Below are 19,721 nucleotides of genomic sequence, written 5' to 3'. Positions count from 1 at the left end.
TTAAATATTTTTAAAAGCATTAGCGGATAAAACACAAATACTATTTATTTTTTTATATCATAATAAGTTAATGGTATTATAACTTACTTCCTAAACACAGGTTTATTAAATAATAACCATTTAAACCGAACACCAATTTCGTTGTAAGTAAATCCTGCAGCAGTTGCAGAGGCAATATTACTTCGTGTAGCAAATACATTTGCTAAGCATCGATCATTAAACCTATAACCTAATTTACCTTGAAAACGATATGTGCTTTGACTACTATCATCTTCAATATATTGTAATCCTGTTGCTGCTGTTAGCTCATAAAACCATTCTTTAGGCTTTGTTACAACCTCATCTTTAATAATATTTGCAAATAATTCTGCAGCATTAAAAGTTTCAGGAGAAAAATAAATAGTTGGCACTTGGTTTTTAAAGGTTATATATTGATAATTTACACCTGCTTTAAGAGATGGTTTAGGTAAAATATTATAATACAACGAAGTAAATAGTAGATTTCTAACATTATCATCACTTTGGTTAGTATAAAAATATTGTGTAAACCAACCTAGGTTAAAATTTGTATTTAAATTATAGTTTGCATAAAAATTATTTTGCACAATTTCTCTGTCTAATAATTCTGCATTAAAACTTTGTAATTCACGTTTGTAACCAACAGTTAAATCTTGTAATTTAAATGCTTTCACATTTAAAGATACATCTGTTAATAGTTGTGTATAGTCGTTTGTTGTTGCTTTTGCAGAAGTTATTCCTGCAGTACCTTTAAATGTTACATTTGGTAATAATTGGTAAGATAAACCTAAACTAAAATCGTTTGATGTAGCATCATTATTCGTTACAGGATTGCTAGTACTTCTATAATTATAACTTGCTAAAGCTTTGAATTTTGTAGAAAACGGAAACTCTAAATTATTATTAACTGCAAATGCCTCATTATCACCATTATCAAACGAATAAGATGCTTTCCCTTCGTAAAAAGGCGTAAACGTATTATTTAAATTATTAATAAAGTTTGTAGCATCTTTTTGATTGTTGTAAAATTTAAGTGTATTTTTTGCAGAATTGTAAGCTGCATCGTATTTACCTAAGGCTTTTAATGCGTTTGCTTTTCCAAGATTCCCATCAAAAGAAGTACTGTCATTGACCAAAATTTGATTGTAATCTGTTACACTTTTTTTAAAGTCACTTTTATAAATATTTAGTGTGGCACGCAAAGCCAAAACCCAATTTTTATTTGGATAAACTGTATTTAAATTAGATATTAAATTTTCTGCTGTTTTATACTTTTTATTCCAAATTAAGGCTTGTATATAACGCTCTTCTGTTGGTTTTACAAGTGTGGTGTCTGTTACTTGCGATAAATGATCAAAAGCTTGTTGGCTAATTTTTAAAGCGTCTTTTTCTTTTCCTTTTAAATGAGATACTAATGCTAAACCATTTAATGCAGTAATTTTATTTTCTGGATTTGTTTCTAAAATATTGTATGTTGCTTTTGCATCGTCCAGTCTATTTGCAATTAAATACAAGTTTGCTAAGTTTAATAAAGTGTCTTTATCGTTATTAAAAAGTATAAGATTCTGCTTTAATAATGCTTCAGCTTCATCATATTTTTGTGCTTGTTGTTTTTGGTAAGCATATCCTAAAAATATATACTTTTTAGAGGTTAATGCATTTGGGTTTCCTGGTAAAACAGCTAAAGCTTTATCGACATATTTTAAAGCTTCTTCGTATTCTTTTAAATTAGATAAAGTATTGGCATAGCTTAAAAGAGCAGGAAAGCTATTAGGATCCTCTTCGGTTAAACCTTTAAAATAAATTTTAGCCTTTTGAAAATTACTATTCCACAATAAAGATTCTCCATAATTTAATTTTACTTCAAAATCATTTGGGTAATCGGCTAATAGATTTGTAAACAAAGTATTTGCTGCTTCTGGTTTTCCATTTAAGCCAATAGCTCGACCATAACACAAGCGTGCTGTTTTATTTTCTGGATAGTCTTTTAAAACGTTTTCAAAAAATGCTTCTGCCTTAACATACTCGCCTGTTTCCAGATAAGTAAATCCTTCTTGCATGTTTTGAGCTAAACATATAGATGCGCTTAATAAAAAAGTGAGTAGGAATATAAATTTGAGTTTCATGATCTGTTTATTAAATCATTTGCAAGTTAAGCAATCAAATCCATTCATTCATCTACACCAATTGTCGACTCATCGAAATTCAATAAACTTTGAAAGGTTTCAGTTGCATCTTTGTATCAGAAATAAAACAAAAACAGTTTAAAAATTACAATTATGGAACTTACAATATTAAGAAACAACAACACTTTTACATTAGAAGGGAAAATAAATGCAAGTACAGCAAGTAATTTTAAAACTCATTTTAACATGACACTTAATTGTATAAAAGATTTAACAATAGATATAAACAAAGTAACAGAAATAGACACTTATGGAGTTGAGGCTATTAAATCTATTTACATAAACTCTAAGATTTGGAATAAACCATTCTCTATTGTTGGGATTGGTTGTAAAGATATCTATGAAGAATTATTAAGCATGAATATAGCATAACCCAAATTTAAACTAATACTTAAAAACAAATATTATGGCACTTACAATAATACAACAGGAAAACACAATTATTTTAGAAGGCACACTAAATGCTAATACTGTAAAAAATTTTAAAATACATTTTGGCCTACTTCAAAATCCTTTTAGATGTCTAACAGTAGATTTTGATAACGTTAAAGAAATTGATGCTTCTGCATTATACACATTAAAAGAAATGTATAAAAACGAAGCTTTAAATAACAATCCTTTCTTTGTTACTGGTTTTAGAAGTGAAGAGATTTACGAAGATTATCAATTTTGCAACATAGCTTAATTTAATAACAACTAAACACAAAACACCATGCAAGCCTTATCTATTATAAGAACAAAAACATTATCTCCAGAACAATTATTTATGCTAAGCGTATTAGCAGTAAATGGAGGCAACTATTTATACAATCTTATTTTAGGTCGTGTTTTAGGTCCGGCACAATTTGCAGATGCAGCAGTATTAATAACTTTTTTATTAGTATTATCGTTTGTTGCAATGACGTTTCAATTGGTAACTGCAAAATTTTCTGTGGTTTTTGAAAACGAAACTTTCTCAAATTTTATAACTAAAATTTATAAACATGCAACAATTGTAGGTCTTGGTTTTGGAGCGTTAATAATCGTGTTTGCAACTCAATTACAGGTAATCTTCAACACATCATCATCTAGTATGTTTACCATTTTTGGAATTGGAGTACCACTTTACTTTTTAATGAGTGTAAATCGTGGTGTGTTTCAAGGAAAAAAAGAATTTAAGTCTTTATCAATTACCTATCAAGCAGAAATGTTGAGCAGATTAATCATAACTTTAGGTTTAATCTTCTTATTTAACATACAATCGTCTGTAGTAATTGCAGTTGGAATTTTAACCTCTTTTGCTTTTGGTTTAGTGCCTTTTAAATTTAAAAACTTAAACTTTAAAAAAACCTTTGCTATAGATAAAAGTCACTTTAAACAAGTAAAAAGCTTTTTTATAATTACAGCGTTTTACGAACTAACACAAATTATTATCAATAACAGTGACATCTTATTAGTAAAACATTACTTCGATTCTTATGATGCAGGATTATATGCATCACTAGCCTTAATTGGTCGTATAGTTTACTTTATAGCTTGGATGTTTGTTATGTTGTTATTGCCAACAGTTGTTCAGCTTAAAAAAGAAGGTAAAGCAACTGCTCCAATATTATTTAAATATGTTGGTTATATAGCAGCAATTGCCTCTGCAATAGTAATAAGTTGTGCTTTGTTTCCAGAAACTGCAATAACACTATTGTTTGGAGATAGTTATTTAGCAATGGCGCCTTTATTATGGAAATATGCATTGGCAACTGGTTTGTTTGCAATTTCTAACATCTTTGCCTACTACTACTTGTCTTTAGATAGATATATTCCGGTAGTAATTTCTGGAATATTTGGTATGCTTCAAATGGGATTAGTAGTCTTTTTTCACGATAGTTTAGAGCAAGTAGTACACATGCAAATAATAGCAATGTTTTTATTATTAGTTATTCAAATCATATTCTTCGTTTTAGATTCTAAATCTAAAGAATGAAACGCAATAACATATTTATTTTATTAGTCTAGAATATATCAAAAGGCTGTGGTTTTATACTGCAGCTTTTTCTGTTTTGTAATACGCTTTGATCTTTCGATAAATGGTAAATCTACAGCTTTATTCCATTCGTCTACAGTAACCGGCAAACCGTCTAAATTCAAGCATTTTACTGGGTTTTATAACGCAAATTTGTAGTGTAATTAAGAAACCATCTATTAAAAAACACTTAAAAATTATATATTATGAAACTAGCAATCGTAACAGCATATCCACCAAGTAAAGTAACATTAAACGAATATGCTTATCATTTAGTAAAGCATTTTAGACAAAAAGAAAGCGTTACTGAAATAGTTTTACTTACAGATAAAACTGAAGGAGCAAAAGACATCACTTTTACCGAAGCTGGTTGCAAGATAACAGTTAAGGAGTGTTGGGAATTTAATAGCTATACAAACATTATAAATGTAACTAAGGCTATTAATAACACTCAACCAGATTCAGTATTATTTAATTTACAATTCATGAAATTTGGAGACAAAAAAATAGCAGCTGCTTTAGGCTTAATGTTACCACTAGTATGTAAATTAAAAAAAATACCAAATATTGTATTATTACATAATATACTTGAAGAAGTAGATTTAGGATCTGCTGGATTTACAAGTAATAAATTAATGCAAAAACTATATGGTTTTATAGGAACTAACTTAACTAAGCTAATTTTACAAGCAGATACAGTTGCAGTAACCATGCAAAAATATGTTGATATTTTAGAGAAAAAATACAAAGCTAAAAATGTAACATTAATTCCTCATGGAACTTTTGAAATTTCGGATGAAAAACCAGAATACAGCATTCCACAAGGACCATTACAAGTAATGACTTTTGGTAAGTTTGGTACTTATAAAAAAGTAGAAGGCATGATTGAGGCTGTAGAAAAAGTAAGAGCAACAACTGGTTTAGACCTTGAAGTGGTTATTGCAGGAACAGATAATCCAAACGTACCAGGTTATTTAGCAAAAGTTCAAGAACAATATAAGCATGTACCACAAGTACGTTTTACAGGCTACGTAGAAGAGCACGAAGTACCAACCTTATTTAAAGAAAGTGCAGTAGTTGTGTTTCCTTATACGTCTACAACTGGAAGCTCTGGAGTTTTACACCAAGCCGGAAGTTATGGTAAAGCAGTAGTAATGCCAGATTTAGGAGACCTTGCGTTATTAGTTAAAGATGAAGGTTATAAAGGTGAATTTTTTGAGCCAACATCGGTAGATAGTTTAGCAACAGCAATTGAAGCAATTGTAACCAACGAAGCACATAGAGTTGCATTAGGAAAAGCAAACTACGAAGCTGCAACAGCTTATCCAATGGAGAAAATAGCAAATATGTATCTTAATAATTTTAATAAAATTATTGCTAAAAAATCATCTACACAAACTGTTATATTACAACCTACAACAGTAGAATAATAAAATTAAACGATAGCTTTTTTGTCCCAAACAATTAGTTAGTAATATATTTAAACGATGCCTTTTTTGCTCCATTTTTATCAATAAAGCCAAAGTGTTTTTGAGTGTTTCTTCTCCAAGGACGACTACCTACAACGTCCTTAGGAACCTCAACAAAATCATATAAAGTCCAAGACATAAATTGCAAATTATTAGCTGTAATTATTTCTTGGATTTTTTTGTGGTAATTAGCTTGATCTTCTTTCGAGCTTCCAAATGGTTTCCAAAAACCAGAGTAAGACGACAACCCAAATTCTTGTAGTACTAAAGGCTTATTTGGAATATCTTTTTTAATGGTTTTTATAGTTTCATCTAATTTGCTTAAATCTTCGTAATAATGAAACGACACAATATCTACTTTATCTTTTAAAATGGATGCACTTTGTGTGTTAGACCAACCAATAGTTACAGGATGTTTATTGTCAAGTTCTTTAACTAAATCTATCATATTTTCTAACCAAGCAATAACGGTTTCTTTTCCTCTGGATTCAAAATCTAAATTAGGTTCGTTTTTAATGTCCCAAGCCACTAATGCGTTGTGGTCTTTAACTGCTTCTACTATAGCTTCTGCGTGTCGTTGGTTTAAAGTCCAATTCATAACCGAATAATCACCAAAAAAATCGAAAAGCGTTAACACCACTTTTAAATTTTCAGCTTCAGCTATATCTAGCGTTTTTATTAATTTTTCGAGCTTTTTTGGGTTCACATTTGCTTTTCCAAAGTCTTCATATTGTACAAAAAGTCGCACCGAATTTAATCCAGCATCTTTAATAATTTTAAAATCTTTTGCTATGGTATCTGTTGAAAATGCATCTCCAAACATATTCCAAGGATTGGCTTGTGGATAGTAATTAATCCCTTTAATATTTAAGCTGTCAGTTTCAATTTTAACTGCTTTTGCTTCAAAAGGTTTGCTACTTTCTTTTACCAAATGTCTAATGCGCCAAAACCCATCTTCTAACAAAAACACCATTTTGTAAGTTGAGGTTTCTGTTGTTTCCAGTACTAATTGTTCTGCTTTAAAAACACGTTTGTATTCCACAACATTTCTATCGGTAACTACAGCAAGTTGACCATCTTCACTAAAAAATTCTAAAGTTGGATTGTGCTTTAATGTTGTGGCTTCAACTGTAATATTTTCGGCTTTATTTAATTCAATAAAATTGTATAAATTTTCTCTAGCCCTATCTGTGTAATAGTCTTTTATTCCCGCAGTTTTATTGGTTTTGTAAGCAATTTGTTTTACATACCAAGCATCTAAATAATTATTTTGTAAGGCGTTTAGATTTTCGTTATCCATTGGTCGTCCTTCATTTTGTAAAGGTTGCCAAATCATTTTGGGTAAATACTGTTCTACTTTTTGTATTTCGGTATGTAGCATTGTACTTCTATCTGCTCCAGTATTTAGGTAGCTAAAAAGCGCACTAATACCAGAAATAATTAAGGCTACAATCATAATATACGAAGCTATTAATATGGTACGTAGTATGTTTTTGTTAGTACTTACCATAGTTTTGTTGTTTTAATTTCTTTTTTCAATCCAGCAGTTTCAACACTAAAACTGTAGTCGTCATTTTTATAAATAGCAGGTTTTAAATTATAGTTTACATAACCATTAAACGATGTTTTTATAATAGTGTCAATTAACTCATTATCCTTGTAAATATTGAGTTTTACATGCAATCCATCAGGAATCATTTGCTTCATAAAACTTTGTAATGGACCAACTGTAATGCTTCTGTTATTATTAGAAAATACAACATCAAAATCCTTAATCACTTGTTTGTAGCTTAAAGCAATGCTATTGCTTTCTGCCATACCATCTACAAAAGCTTTAATGCTCCAGGAATCTGCATAATCTGGATGAATTATTTTTGCATGTGCAATACCTTCAATAGTTGTTCCTGTGGTTTTTAAAATATTTCCCTTGCTGTTTGTTATATAAAAGGTAACAAAAGTACCATCGCTAACTACATTATTCTGCTTGTCTTTTATTATTGAAGTTGAAAATGTAGTAATTTGATTTCCATCGGAATACTCATGAGGACGTTTTGCAGAAATTGTAAAATCTGTTGGAATTGCTGCTGCTACATTTATGGTAAACTCTTTTGAATTAACACCTAAACTTTCCGAAGACACTAACATACGACCACTTTCTTTTTTAGAATTTATATTTCTGTATGCAATTAAGTTTTTGGTGAAAACAGCTTCTTTTTCTTCAGAATTTAAAAACTGAAACTTTGCATTTACCAACGTATTTGTTGGTACAGGATTATCTAAAGAATCCGTAGGAATTACAACCAACATGGTGTAATCTGTTCCTCCAGCTTCAATACTTGGCGGACCAATATAAGTTTCCATAGTAGCTACTTCTGCTTTTGGGTTGATGCTAAATTGACCTGAAATGGCATTGGCTTCATCAACCAATTTCCAATTAACAATTCCAATTTTGCGAGTGATGTTTTCTGGGATTTTATATTGAAGGATATCATTTTTTATTTCACCTGAAACCAAAGTTGAACCATAACTGTTTGAACAATACAATAACGGTATTTCTCCTTCCGAAGCTGTAAATTTTAAAACAACAGTATTGCCAACTTCATAATTGGTTTGTGTTGTTATTAATGCAATATGATTAGTTGTTTCATTGTGTTGCACAACAGCAAACGATGATAATAAAATCAAACCAAAAACAAATATGTATCTATGTTTAAGTTGCATTAATTTGGGCTTCCTATATATGTGTTAATTTCTATTTTTATATAACTAAAATCTGGATGCTCAATTTTTTGTAATTGTGCATCGCTATGGTTTTCTATTCTGTTTGGCACTATTTTATTAGAGATATCGTCATTAGGCAAACCATTTACAAATATATTTTTCATACTATCATTAATGATTTTAACGTTACCATCTTTTAAAATTTGATATTCAAAATCTTGTTTACGCTGTTGTCTCACACCTTCTTTTACAAATAAATGATCCACCCAAACCATGTTTTTATTCTCGTCGTAATAAGTGATTAATAGTTGAGGTATGGTTATTTCTTGAATACCACTATTAAATAAGTTTCCGTTTATGGTTTCGTTTTCAATATGAACAGCACTCAACACTACGTTTTTATACAAATCTGATCCTGAAACATTTCCTGCTGCTTGCAAATTGAATTTGGTTGGTTGTTCTTCAAATTCAACTGGTGTAAATTCATCAGGATTAAACGTATCTGGAATAGAATCTTGCGTTCTGGACCAAGCAATACCTTCAAAATTAATCCTAAAACTACTCGATTCTTTAGGCATTAATTTATGCTTGACATGATACTTTGCATTGTAGGTTGCTAGTTGTTTATTAGCGTCGTTATAAAGTGTTCCTTTTAAAATAATATCTGCAGGTACATTATCTATATTTTGTACTTCACCAATTATGGTATAGCTACCATCGTACTGTACCAATTTAGCCGAAACCACTTCTAAAACAGGCTGTTTTAAAATATCTTCATGGTGAGTTGCTTCAGTTGTTATACGTCGTCGTCCTTGGTTAAAATACTTAGTTGCATTGTCTGAATATAATTGATCAGGAGGTAAATCGTTATTTAAATCGTCTGCTTGTAAATACCATTTTCCTTTGCGTTTAGATAATGATTTATAATCAATTTTTTCAATTTTCTCCAAAGGTGTAATCCACTGCGTAGTTACTTTTGCCGATACTGTACTGTCGTTAAATTTGGTGATTTCGGTTTCAATAGCATCCATTTTTGCATAACTACTTAACAAACCATCTGTAACCGAAATCTCTAACATGTATTGCGCAATAGGAATATTACTATTTGGATCTATTAAGCTATGCGCTTTTTCAAACTCTTTAAAATCTAAAGCATCATAATAGGCAATAATGGCATTTTCTGGACTGCGTTGCGAGTCGTTTTTCAAGTAAAATAAATAGATGCCATAAAACACAAAAATGGCTAAAATTAGGGACCAAATATGTGTAATTCTCAATACGTTTCTATTAAACTTATTATACGTAATAGGGAACTTTAAAAAATCTGGTATAGGTTTAAATCGGGTTTTTAACATGTTTACCCAAAGCATTTGTATGTTTAATATAAAGGCAACTAAAACGGTTAAAAAAGGCATAATTCCCCAATGTATTTTCAACCATTTAGCAACGTCTTCTTTAGGTAAAATAGCAGAAACTGGCGGAATGTTTAATCGTTCCCAAACCATGATTCCGTTTTCCAGTTGTCGTAGTCGTTGCCAACCACAGAAATAGAGAATTGGGTCGTAAAATTTATCGTTAGAAAATATATATTTAAGATTGTATTTTTCTGGAGTGGTTAAAAATTGTTGTAAAGATCCAATACCAGCAACACCTTTAAATTTCGAGTTTTCTAAACGCTCAATTGGTCTTGTGGTTAATTCTGGTAATCGTCTTGCAGAATGGTAGTTTCCATCAACAGTCATGGCATTAGTTTGTGCACTTAACCAAGCCATTTGGTCGCCAAAACCTAAGGTTAAAAAGCGCCATTTATCGTGATCATCTTGATTTAAGAAATTCACAATTGGCAACATCTTTATTTTTTGTGGTTGCGATGGTCTAAAATAATTAAGACTCATAGTAAACACGACCATAAACACCATTAATCCAGCAAGGATTCCACCTATGATTCTGTGGTAAACAGCACCAAATTTAGACTGGATGAGTTCTTTTAAATCACCTTCTACAAAACGATAGGCAAATTCTCCCATTAACGGAATAGATAATATGGAAGCCCAAAGTGTAAATCTATCTAAGGTTAAAATGTTAAATGCAGTTTCGCCTAACATTTTTAAAGGGATTGGTGTGGTACCTCCTGTTCCTAAAATGGTACAAATTGTAACTGATAAACCAAAAAACAAGTAACGTTTACTGTAATATCTGTAAAATATATAAGGTAATAATACGAGTAAAATTCCCCAAGGAATTAAAAAGAATACCAAACCTGAAGATGTAATTTCAAGAAAATTATCACGAGAGCCATGAGGAATAGGAACTTGTGTTATTGGGTTGGCTTTAGAGTTTAACCAATACGGAAAAATACAGCCTATAATTAATACCAAAGACAGCATTCCAAAGCTTACAATACGCTTAAAAAGCTTGAAAAAACTATTTAAAAATAATTTGAAGGTGACTTCTTTCATGGTGTTTACTTGCTCACGCGAAACGTCCATAATCACCATACCAATTAAAGGGAATATAAAAAATACCATTCCAAAAATAGGTGTCACATGATGTGAAGTAACCGTAACGGCTATTAAAGATAAACTGGTTGCCAAGTACCATTTTTTACCTGTTTTTAACCATAAATAAATTTCTGGTAAGGCATGCATTAACACCGAAACTCCAACAATACTTGGTAATTGCCCAAAAATATGAAGCGTTTCTACAAACGACGAGCTAAATACAGCCAAAACACACGCATAACCAGCAACGGTTTTGTTGGCAGTCATCATTAATGAAAAACGATAGGTACCAGTTACAAACAGCACTATTGCAATTAAAGCAACACTAAACATCCCAAACTTTAAACCACCAATCATAGATAACAACCCAATAGATTGATGTACTAAAGGCGGATAACTTTGTACAGTAAAGCCAGTATACCACTCGTAATTCCAAGGTTCGAACCAGCTATTGGCATAATGGTCTGCGAAAAACAAATGTATTAACGCATCATAAGTAGTTTCCAAAGTAAAAAATATGGAACTACCATGAAAGACCAACGCCAAAAGTATGGCTGCGATTAAGTATTTGTTTGAGGTTTCTTTCATTTAAAGCCTAAGCTATAACATTGTGGTAAAGATAAATAAATTAAATACTCACTCAATTTTTAATTATCTACAACAATCTACCATTCGTCGACACTTAAATATAGGTTAAACGAAATAAGAATTTTAAGGAAGATATCTCCTGTAAATTTGTAGTATCAAAAAACAATTAAACACAATTATTATGAAAGTTTTAGCAATAGACGACCAACAATTAGTATTACTTCCTTTACAAAAGAGATTAGCCGAATTAGGTTATGAAGTAAAAATAGAAACAGATGCAACTAAAGGATTAGAATTATACGAATCTTTTAATCCAGATTTAGTAATTGTAGATATTAATATGCCTGGAATTTCTGGTTTAGAAGTTGTTAAACATATAAGAGTAACTAAAAATGCTCAAACTCCAATAATGGTTTTATCTGGAGATACAAAAGATGAAACTATTACTGAAGGCTTTGAATTAGGAATTAACGATTACATGAAAAAGCCACTAAGCTTAAACGAGATTAGTGCACGTGTAAAACGCTTAATTGGTGCTCCAGAAGTTCAAAGCGAAGTAACAAATAGTAATGTAATGATTCAAGAGCGTTGTGTTGGTGTTGTAATCCCATGTTATAATGAAGAAGAACGTTTATTAAGCGAAGAATTTTTAAGCTATATCGATAAAAATTCTGGTTACCATCTATGTTTTGTTAATGATGGTAGTAAAGATAAAACCTTAGAAGTTTTAAAACAATTACAAAAAGGAAGAGAAGATTTTATTACAGTTTACGACTGTGAAAAAAATGGAGGAAAAGCAGAAGCTGTACGTTTAGGAATGTTACATATGGCTAAAAAAGAAGATTTAGACTACATAGGCTTTTTAGATGCAGATTTATCTACAGACTTGGCAGATTTTGACGATTTAGTAAAGACTATTGAAACTTCAAATTTTAAAATTGTAAGTGGGTCTCGTATCTCAAGAATGGGAGCAAATATTACTAAAGAGTCTGCTAGAAAGGTTATTAGTATGACTATAAATTTCATCATTAGAAAAATCTTAAAAATGGATTTTAAAGACACACAATGTGGAGCTAAAATTTTCCATAAAGATGTTATAGAAATTGCTTTTGGTAAAAAGTTTGTAACGCAATGGATTTTTGATGTTGAAATCTTTAAAAGAATGAGTATCCACTTTGGACTAAAAGAAGCAAAAGCAATGCTTTGCGAGCAACCATTAAAAAGATGGATTCATGCAGATGGCTCTAAACTATCTATGAAAGACTCTGTAAAAATCGTATTTCAATTAGGACAAATTGCGTGGGTTTATGGAGGAAAAAAAGAAAGCAAAAAAGAAACTGTTCACACACAGTTAAAAGTAGTCTAATTACAAATAATTTAAATCCCAAATTGTGAAAACAGGCATAATTATAATCTTTCATAATAATGAAAAAGAAATAGATATTTCATTTTTTATAAATGAAATAAAACAAACAAAAAATTTAGAATTGTGTCTAGTAAACAATAATAGTAAAGACAACACTTACAACCATTTAAAACAAATAAGTGAAGAATGCAATAATGTATCTGTTGTTAATATTAAAAAGTTTAAATCTGATATTTCTGCAGTAAAAGCTGGCGCTAGATTTATGTCTAACAATTTTAATCTAAATTCTTTAGGCTATATATCCACTAACTTACTTAAAACTAATTATAAAGGGCTAAACAGTTTAATAAAAGCAATTAAAGAGAATCAAGAACTAATTAACAATTACAATATTGAAGTTACAAAAAAACAAAACATAAGACTTTCTTTATTTCATAGCTTATTCTCGGTTATTGAATATCTAAAAAAATTAAAAGTCAACAATCAGTTTGTTAACCGACAATATTTAACCAAGTTTTAAATCAAAAATCATGAAAGTATATCCAATAAAATTCAATCCAATATTAAAAGAAAAAATTTGGGGAGGAAATAAACTAGGAAAATTATTAGGAAAGAATACAACAAAAAACAATGTTGGTGAAAGTTGGGAAATATCAGACGTTAACGGAAATATTTCTGAAGTTAGCAACGGTGCTTACAAAGGAACTAACTTAAAGTCTTTAATTGAAACATATGAGGCTGAACTTTTAGGCGCAAACAACTTTACTACTTTTGGATATAACTTCCCTCTATTAATAAAATTTTTAGATGCTAAAAAAGATCTTTCTGTACAAGTCCATCCTGATAATGCAATGGCAAAAACACACCATAATAGTTTTGGTAAGACCGAAATGTGGTATATAATGGATAGTGATGATAATGCAGATATTGTATTAGGATTAAAAGACAAAACCACAAACCCAGAACTACTAAACCACATAAACGCCGATAACGTAGATAACGTATTTAATAGAGAACAAGTAAAAAAAGGAGATAGTTATTTTATTCCAGCAGGAAAAGTTCATGCTATAGGAGCTGGTGTTTTAGCTGCAGAAATACAACAAACATCAGATATTACATATCGTGTTTACGATTGGGACAGAACAGACGGTTTAGGTAACAAACGAGAATTACATACCAAACTTGCAGAACAAGCCACAAAACATTTTAAATCAAACGGTAAAGCAAAATACAATTTAAAACCAAACACAAGCAGCAATCTTGTTAACTGCGACTACTTTACTACAAATATTTTAGACGTCACTAAAAAACAAACTAAAGATTATACAAATTTAGATTCTTTTATAATTTTAATGTGTGTAGAAGGAGAAGCTAAAATAAATATAGGACTATATACAGAAACTATTAAAATTGGTGAAACCGTTTTATTACCTGCAATAACTAAAGAAATAAATATTATTTCGGATAATGCAAAACTATTAGAAGTTTATATTTCTAATAAAAATGAAGCTAAAAAAACAGCCTAACACTCTTATAAATTTAAATTTATGAGAAATTTAAGACCGTAGATTTCATTATATTTTTCTTAGAGAGTATCTTTAATACTTTAACCATAAAAATATATACAATGAAAACTTTATACGAAGCAACTACAATAGCTACAGGAGGTAGAACAGGACATATAAAATCTGAAGACGGACCATTAGACTTTAATTTATCTGTACCAAAATCTATGGGAGGCGATGGTGGCAATGGTGCTAATCCAGAACAATTTTTTGGAGCAGCTTATGCAGCATGTTTTGGAGGTGCTATTCAAGCTGTTGCCGAAGCAGAAAAAATTGAGATAGACAAAGAAGCTTTAAGCGTTACTGCAATTATAGGATTTTGTAAAGATGACGAAGGCTTTTGCCTTGAAGCAACTTTAGACTGTTATATTCCTGGTGTAGATTTAAAAACTGGAGAAGATTTAGTTGAAAAAGCGCATGAGGTATGCCCGTTTAGTAAAGCAACACGTGATAATATTACTGTGACATTAAATTTATTATTAGACGAATAATTATTATAATTATTGACTTTTAAAAAGCTTTCCTGTAGGAAAGCTTTTTAAATTTATACAAACTATTTGTTTTACATTTTACATTTACTTAAAGTATAGCTTATAAATAAAGTCTTATTTTAAACTACAAAAAAAATAAATGATGAGTAAATTTTCAGAAATAATAAATCAAGAGAAACCTGTTTTAGTTGATTTTTTTGCTACATGGTGTGGACCGTGCAAAACATTAGCGCCAATTTTAAAACAAGTAAAAGATAATTTAGGAGACAATGTTTCTATTATTAAAATTGATGTTGATAAAAATCAAAATTTAGCCTCAAAATATCAAGTAAGAGGTGTACCAACAATGATTTTGTTTAAAAATGGAAAACAAGTTTGGAGGCAATCTGGAGTACTTCAAAAAAACGAAATAATAAATATTATAAAAACTTCAGTTTAACTCATTTTTTGTAATATAAGTTACATAATCTTTATTTTCTACTTCGTATTTTTATAGTCTAATATAAAGATATGGAAGACATGCTCTTTTACGATAGATTGCAATTTGCATTTACTATCACATTCCACTACATATTTCCGCAATTAACCATGGGACTATCATTAATGATAGTTTATTTTAAATGGATATATTTAAGAACTAAAACAGAAAAATATAATAATGCGGCAAAGTTTTTTATGAAAATCTTTGCTATTAATTTTACAATGGGTGTTGTAACAGGCATACCAATGGAATTTCAATTTGGTACAAATTGGGCAAAATTCTCAGAACTTACTGGTGGCATTATTGGTCAAACTTTAGCTATGGAAGGCCTGTTTTCTTTCTTTTTAGAATCTTCATTTTTAGCTTTATTTATTTTTGGTGAAAAATTAATGGGCCAAAAACTACATTTCTTAACAGGATTTTTAGTCTTTTTAGGCTCTTGGGCTAGCGGATATTTTATTTTAGCCACTAACGCTTGGATGCAACATCCTGTTGGATATGAGATTTTAGACAATGGTAAATTTGTTTTAGAAAACTTTTCTGCATTGTTTACTAATCCGTGGTTACTACCAGCTTTTCTGCACAATCAAATGGCATCTATTGTAACGTCTGCCTTTGTAGTAGCTAGTATTGGTGCGTTTTATATTTTAAGAAATAAACATTCTGAATACGGAAAACTATTTTTAAAAACAGGAGTTATTTTTGGATTAATTTCTAGTGTATTAGTTGCGTTTCCTACAGGAGATTGGAATGCAAAAAATGTAGTAAAATATCAACCAGCAACATTTGCTGCAATGGAAGGTATTTTTGAAACTGAAGATGCTGGTGCCGAAATTGTACTTATAGGTCAACCTAATATGGTAGACAAAAAACTAGATAATAAAATTGCTGTTCCAAATATATTAAGCTTTTTAACTTATCAAGAATGGGATAGGCAAATTGCAGGAATGGATCAATTTAAAAAAGAAGAATTACCAGATAATATTCCTGCCCTTTACTACTCTTACCATATAATGGTAGGATTAGGAACCATTTTTATTAGTGTTATGCTCTTAGCTATTTTCTTTTTATGGCGAAAAAAACTATATACCATAAAACCGTTATTATGGATTATAATGTTTTTAGTGCCATTTCCATATATAGCAAATATTACAGGCTGGTACACTGCAGAATTAGGTAGACAACCTTATCTTGTTTATGGCTTATTAAAAACAAGCGAAGGCGTCTCTCCTACTGTTTCTTCTGGTAATACATTATTTACTTTATTAGGTTTTGTTGCTTTATATATGCTTTTAGGCTTGCTATTTTTAATACTAGTAGGAAAAACTATTAACGAAGGTCCAAAACCAAAATCACATTAATTATGGAAATATTCTGGTATATAGCAATAGCAATAGTTTTAACCGCTTTTTTTATTTTAGATGGTTATGATTTTGGAGCAGGAATTATTCATTTATTTTTTGCAAAAAAGGAAAAAGACAAAGAATTAATTACAAAATCTGCTGGCTTGTTTTGGGATTCTAACGAAGTTTGGTTAGTTGCTGCTGGAGGCATGCTTTTTATGGCTTTCCCAACTTTTTACGCTTCTGTTTTTAGCGGTTTTTACTTGCCTTTAATTATAGTTTTATGGTTAATTATTTTTAGAGCTATTGGCTTAGAGTTTAGAGGGCAATTTAAATATCAAATGTGGAAAGACATTTGGGATAAATCTTTTGGTATTTCTAGTCTTTTATTAGCTTTATTTTTTGGGATTGCTTTAGGAAACATTATTAGAGGTGTTAATTTAGGAACTGCAGAAAACGGAATTTCGGCTCATGAAGCTCACTACTTCTTTTTACCACTTTGGGATAGTAGTTTTAGTCCATTAACAACGCATCCTGGCGTTATAGATTGGTTTACTATTATAATAGGATTAATAGCTGTGGTAACATTAACTATTCATGGTGCAAATTGGATTATTTTAAAAACAAATTCTTCAATAAACAATAAACTTAAAACCGTTATTTTTAATTTAAACATTGTTCTTACGCTACTTACAATATTTTCTATAATAGTCTGGCAAATTGTAAATCCTAATGCCTTAGATAATTTTATAAATAAGCCTTATTTATTAATTTTTCCTATTATATATTTAATAGGATTGATTGGGCTATTCTTTATAAAAAAAATACAGAAAAACAGTCATGCCTTTTTGTTATCTACACTAGTTATTACTGGAGGAATATGGTTTTCTTTAGCCTCTTTATTTCCTGTTATACTTCCTTCAATTAACAATGTAAACCAACATTTAACTATTTATAATACTGCAGCTTCAGAATATGGTCTATCTACTGCCTTAATTTGGGGAGTTATAGGTTTTATATTAATTTTTGTTTATATGATTATACAAAATAGATTAACGAGTGGTAAAATAGACAATATGGATTATGGTCATTAATATAAATATTCCAATATGACTGGTACATTAATATCTTTAATAAGTATTGTTATTGGCATTATTGCAGCTAATGTATTTGGGTATTTAAACAAAAAATATACTTTTGGATTTAAAGGCAATACCTTAATTGGTGTTTTTGGAAGTATATTAATTATTAAAATTTTTGGAAGATTAGGTTTTAATCCTTGGTTTATTATGAACAATGGAGATTTTAATGGTATCCTTCTAATTATTAATATAATATTTTCGGCTATAGGTGGTATTTTAGGACTTATTATTTTTAAAAGCGTTTATAAAAAATTGAATAAATAAACAGTTTTTTAATTTCCTTTTAATCGTTTCCAAAGTTGAAAAAGCAGCTTTTTTGCATCACGATTATTTTTGGGTTCTTCAATAAAATTTACGTACTGCTCATTCGTTTCTATTTTATACTTAAAAACAAAATCTTGAGCATTAGGTGCTAAACTTAATAATCCAAAACGCAAATCGTTAAAATACAGTTGATTATTTTCCTTGGTGATAGTATACCAACCTTCACTTATTTTAATCATTTGCTTTACTTTTTCATTTTTTGCAAAATCTAATAAAAGTTCATGATTTTTAGGATATTTTTCAAAACTTATTGGTTTAGAATCAAAAAAAGAATAATTACCTAATAAATAAGCATCCTTCGTTTCAATATTTGCACTCCATAGTATTGTGTTTAAAGCAGATGGTCTAGTGTCTATTTGTAAGTAACTTATATTTTCTTTTTTTAAAGCCTCTTCAAATTGGTTAAATGCCAACCATTTTAATATAAAAGTGAGCAATAAATATGTTGAACTTACTATTAAACCAATATTATTATACAAACGACGCTTTTTAGTTGTTCGTTTTTGTAACATCGCTAAAATTAAAAACACCAAAAAAGGCAAAGTATACATTGGATCGATTACAAAAATGGTTTTAAATGCCAATCGTAAGTCTAGTGGCCAAAATAATTGGGTTCCCCAAGTTGTATGCGCATCTAAAAGAGAATGTGTAAAAAATGCCCAAAAGAATAACCAACTCCAATTTTTAAAATTTTTATAATTTTCAAATCGGGATATAAGCCAACCAAAAATTGGTGCAAAAAGCACTGAAAACACAATAGAATGTGTAAATCCACGGTGTATGGAAAGTGCAGAAACGGTATCTGTAAAAAAGGAAGCAAACACATCTAAGTCTGGAATGGTACCTGCAATTGCTCCATAAAGCATTGCTTTGTTGCCTACTTTTTTTCCTAAAACAGCTTCTCCAACCGCTGCTCCTAAAACTATTTGGGTAAGTGAATCCATATTATAAAGTAAATAAAACCAGAAATTTATTATAATAAACTGTAATATCGTGGACAATTTATCTAAAAATAGAATATAAAAAAAGGGTTTCAATTTCTTGAAACCCTTATCTACTCTAGTGACCTCGACAGGATTCAAACCTGTAACCTCTTGAGCCGTAATCAAGTGCGCTATTCAGTTGCGCCACGAGGCCAATTTTGTGGGTGCAAATATACCTCTTTTTTATATAATGTTCAAAATATAATCGAAAAATATATATATATTATTTGCAATTAGTCTAATGCGTTTTTTGTTATATATAATTTCCAACCAAAAATAGCCATCTGTAATTTAGTGGCTTTTGATAAGTCTAATTTTTGCTTTGTATAACTTGGCAATATTGCCTTGTTTATTTTAGCAAGTATTTTAAATGCTTGTTTTTTCATAACTTAGAAAAAATCCTATGTTTTAAATTCAAAATTATACTTTTTATTAATGTTCGCCAAACTCTGTTTACTTTATAATATAGTAAAACCTATTCTAGACTAAGTTTTACATATTAATTTTACAGACATATCAATAATATAAAATCGATAATAATTTTAGC

The 19,721-nt window shown here is 29.9% G+C and carries 18 protein-coding genes and 1 tRNA gene; 12 read left to right on the top strand and 7 right to left on the bottom strand.

Going from position 1 to position 19,721, the window contains the following annotated elements:
- Positions 1–83: 83 nt before the first annotated feature.
- Entirely contained in the window at positions 84–2,144 is a 2,061-nt protein-coding gene (locus tag BWR22_RS04545) for a tetratricopeptide repeat protein (RefSeq protein WP_076732238.1), read from the bottom strand.
- 153 nt (positions 2,145–2,297) lie between these two features.
- Here BWR22_RS04545 and BWR22_RS04540 point away from each other — a divergent pair, with 153 nt between their 5' ends.
- The 4 genes from BWR22_RS04540 to BWR22_RS04525 all read left to right on the top strand — a co-directional run bounded on the left by BWR22_RS04540 (position 2,298) and on the right by BWR22_RS04525 (position 5,630).
- Entirely contained in the window at positions 2,298–2,576 is a 279-nt protein-coding gene (locus tag BWR22_RS04540; protein ID WP_076732237.1) for an STAS domain-containing protein, read from the top strand.
- A 34-nt stretch (positions 2,577–2,610) separates the two neighbouring features.
- A complete protein-coding gene (locus BWR22_RS04535) occupies positions 2,611–2,889 on the top strand; it encodes an STAS domain-containing protein (protein ID WP_076732236.1) in 279 nt (92 codons plus the stop codon).
- A 27-nt stretch (positions 2,890–2,916) separates the two neighbouring features.
- A complete protein-coding gene (locus BWR22_RS04530) occupies positions 2,917–4,161 on the top strand; it encodes an oligosaccharide flippase family protein (protein ID WP_076732235.1) in 1,245 nt (414 codons plus the stop codon).
- 245 nt (positions 4,162–4,406) lie between these two features.
- A complete protein-coding gene (locus BWR22_RS04525; protein ID WP_076732234.1) occupies positions 4,407–5,630 on the top strand; it encodes a glycosyltransferase in 1,224 nt (407 codons plus the stop codon).
- Between the two features lie 34 nt (positions 5,631–5,664).
- On the opposite strand, the gene BWR22_RS04520 is transcribed toward BWR22_RS04525, so the two are convergent.
- From BWR22_RS04520 to BWR22_RS04510, 3 genes are read right to left on the bottom strand one after another with little or no spacing between them, the layout of a single operon-like run.
- The gene (locus tag BWR22_RS04520) at positions 5,665–7,179 is read right to left on the bottom strand and encodes a glycoside hydrolase family 2 TIM barrel-domain containing protein (RefSeq protein ID WP_076732233.1); all 1,515 of its coding nucleotides are present in this window, start codon (positions 7,177–7,179) and stop codon (positions 5,665–5,667) included.
- Entirely contained in the window at positions 7,173–8,390 is a 1,218-nt protein-coding gene (locus tag BWR22_RS04515) for a hypothetical protein (RefSeq protein WP_076732232.1), read from the bottom strand. Before BWR22_RS04515 ends, BWR22_RS04520 begins: the two co-directional genes overlap by 7 nt.
- A complete protein-coding gene (locus tag BWR22_RS04510; RefSeq protein ID WP_076732231.1) occupies positions 8,390–11,479 on the bottom strand; it encodes a hypothetical protein in 3,090 nt (1,029 codons plus the stop codon). Before BWR22_RS04510 ends, BWR22_RS04515 begins: the two co-directional genes overlap by 1 nt.
- Before the next feature lie 181 nt (positions 11,480–11,660).
- Between BWR22_RS04510 and BWR22_RS04505 the strand changes: the two genes are divergently transcribed.
- The 8 genes from BWR22_RS04505 (at position 11,661) to BWR22_RS04470 (ending at position 18,131) form a co-directional block, all read left to right on the top strand.
- The gene (locus BWR22_RS04505; RefSeq protein WP_076732230.1) at positions 11,661–12,845 is read left to right on the top strand and encodes a response regulator; all 1,185 of its coding nucleotides are present in this window, start codon (positions 11,661–11,663) and stop codon (positions 12,843–12,845) included.
- A gap of 25 nt (positions 12,846–12,870) precedes the next feature.
- Positions 12,871–13,365, top strand: a complete 495-nt coding sequence (locus BWR22_RS04500) for a glycosyltransferase (RefSeq protein WP_076732229.1) — start codon at positions 12,871–12,873, stop codon at positions 13,363–13,365.
- 10 nt (positions 13,366–13,375) lie between these two features.
- The gene (locus BWR22_RS04495) at positions 13,376–14,371 is read left to right on the top strand and encodes a type I phosphomannose isomerase catalytic subunit (RefSeq protein WP_076732228.1); all 996 of its coding nucleotides are present in this window, start codon (positions 13,376–13,378) and stop codon (positions 14,369–14,371) included.
- Between the two features lie 101 nt (positions 14,372–14,472).
- Entirely contained in the window at positions 14,473–14,901 is a 429-nt protein-coding gene (locus tag BWR22_RS04490) for an organic hydroperoxide resistance protein (protein ID WP_076732227.1), read from the top strand.
- Positions 14,902–15,043: 142 nt separating this feature from the next.
- Complete coding sequence (gene trxA / locus BWR22_RS04485) at positions 15,044–15,340, top strand: thioredoxin (protein ID WP_121053031.1); 297 nt, start codon at positions 15,044–15,046, stop codon at positions 15,338–15,340.
- A gap of 71 nt (positions 15,341–15,411) precedes the next feature.
- Positions 15,412–16,743, top strand: coding sequence for a cytochrome ubiquinol oxidase subunit I (locus BWR22_RS04480; protein WP_076732225.1), 1,332 nt, complete (start codon positions 15,412–15,414; stop codon positions 16,741–16,743).
- A gap of 2 nt (positions 16,744–16,745) precedes the next feature.
- Positions 16,746–17,819 carry a cytochrome d ubiquinol oxidase subunit II gene (gene cydB / locus BWR22_RS04475; protein WP_076732224.1) on the top strand — a complete coding sequence of 358 codons (1,074 nt, stop codon included), beginning with the start codon at positions 16,746–16,748 and terminating at the stop codon, positions 17,817–17,819.
- 15 nt (positions 17,820–17,834) lie between these two features.
- Positions 17,835–18,131 carry a hypothetical protein gene (locus tag BWR22_RS04470; RefSeq protein WP_076732223.1) on the top strand — a complete coding sequence of 99 codons (297 nt, stop codon included), beginning with the start codon at positions 17,835–17,837 and terminating at the stop codon, positions 18,129–18,131.
- A gap of 8 nt (positions 18,132–18,139) precedes the next feature.
- Here BWR22_RS04470 and BWR22_RS04465 read toward each other — a convergent pair whose 3' ends face one another.
- The 3 genes from BWR22_RS04465 to BWR22_RS04455 form a co-directional block, all read right to left on the bottom strand.
- Positions 18,140–19,135, bottom strand: a complete 996-nt coding sequence (locus BWR22_RS04465; protein WP_076732222.1) for a metal-dependent hydrolase — start codon at positions 19,133–19,135, stop codon at positions 18,140–18,142.
- 119 nt (positions 19,136–19,254) lie between these two features.
- A tRNA-Arg gene (locus BWR22_RS04460) sits at positions 19,255–19,328 on the bottom strand.
- Between the two features lie 79 nt (positions 19,329–19,407).
- Positions 19,408–19,560, bottom strand: a complete 153-nt coding sequence (locus tag BWR22_RS04455) for an SsrA-binding protein (RefSeq protein ID WP_076732221.1) — start codon at positions 19,558–19,560, stop codon at positions 19,408–19,410.
- Between the last annotated feature and the right edge of the window lie 161 nt (positions 19,561–19,721).

Source organism: Lacinutrix venerupis, assembly GCF_001971745.1.
Lineage (GTDB): Bacteria > Bacteroidota > Bacteroidia > Flavobacteriales > Flavobacteriaceae > Lacinutrix > Lacinutrix venerupis.
Note: the sequence above shows the minus strand (reverse complement) of the source record. Positions and strands in the feature narration are given on the sequence as shown.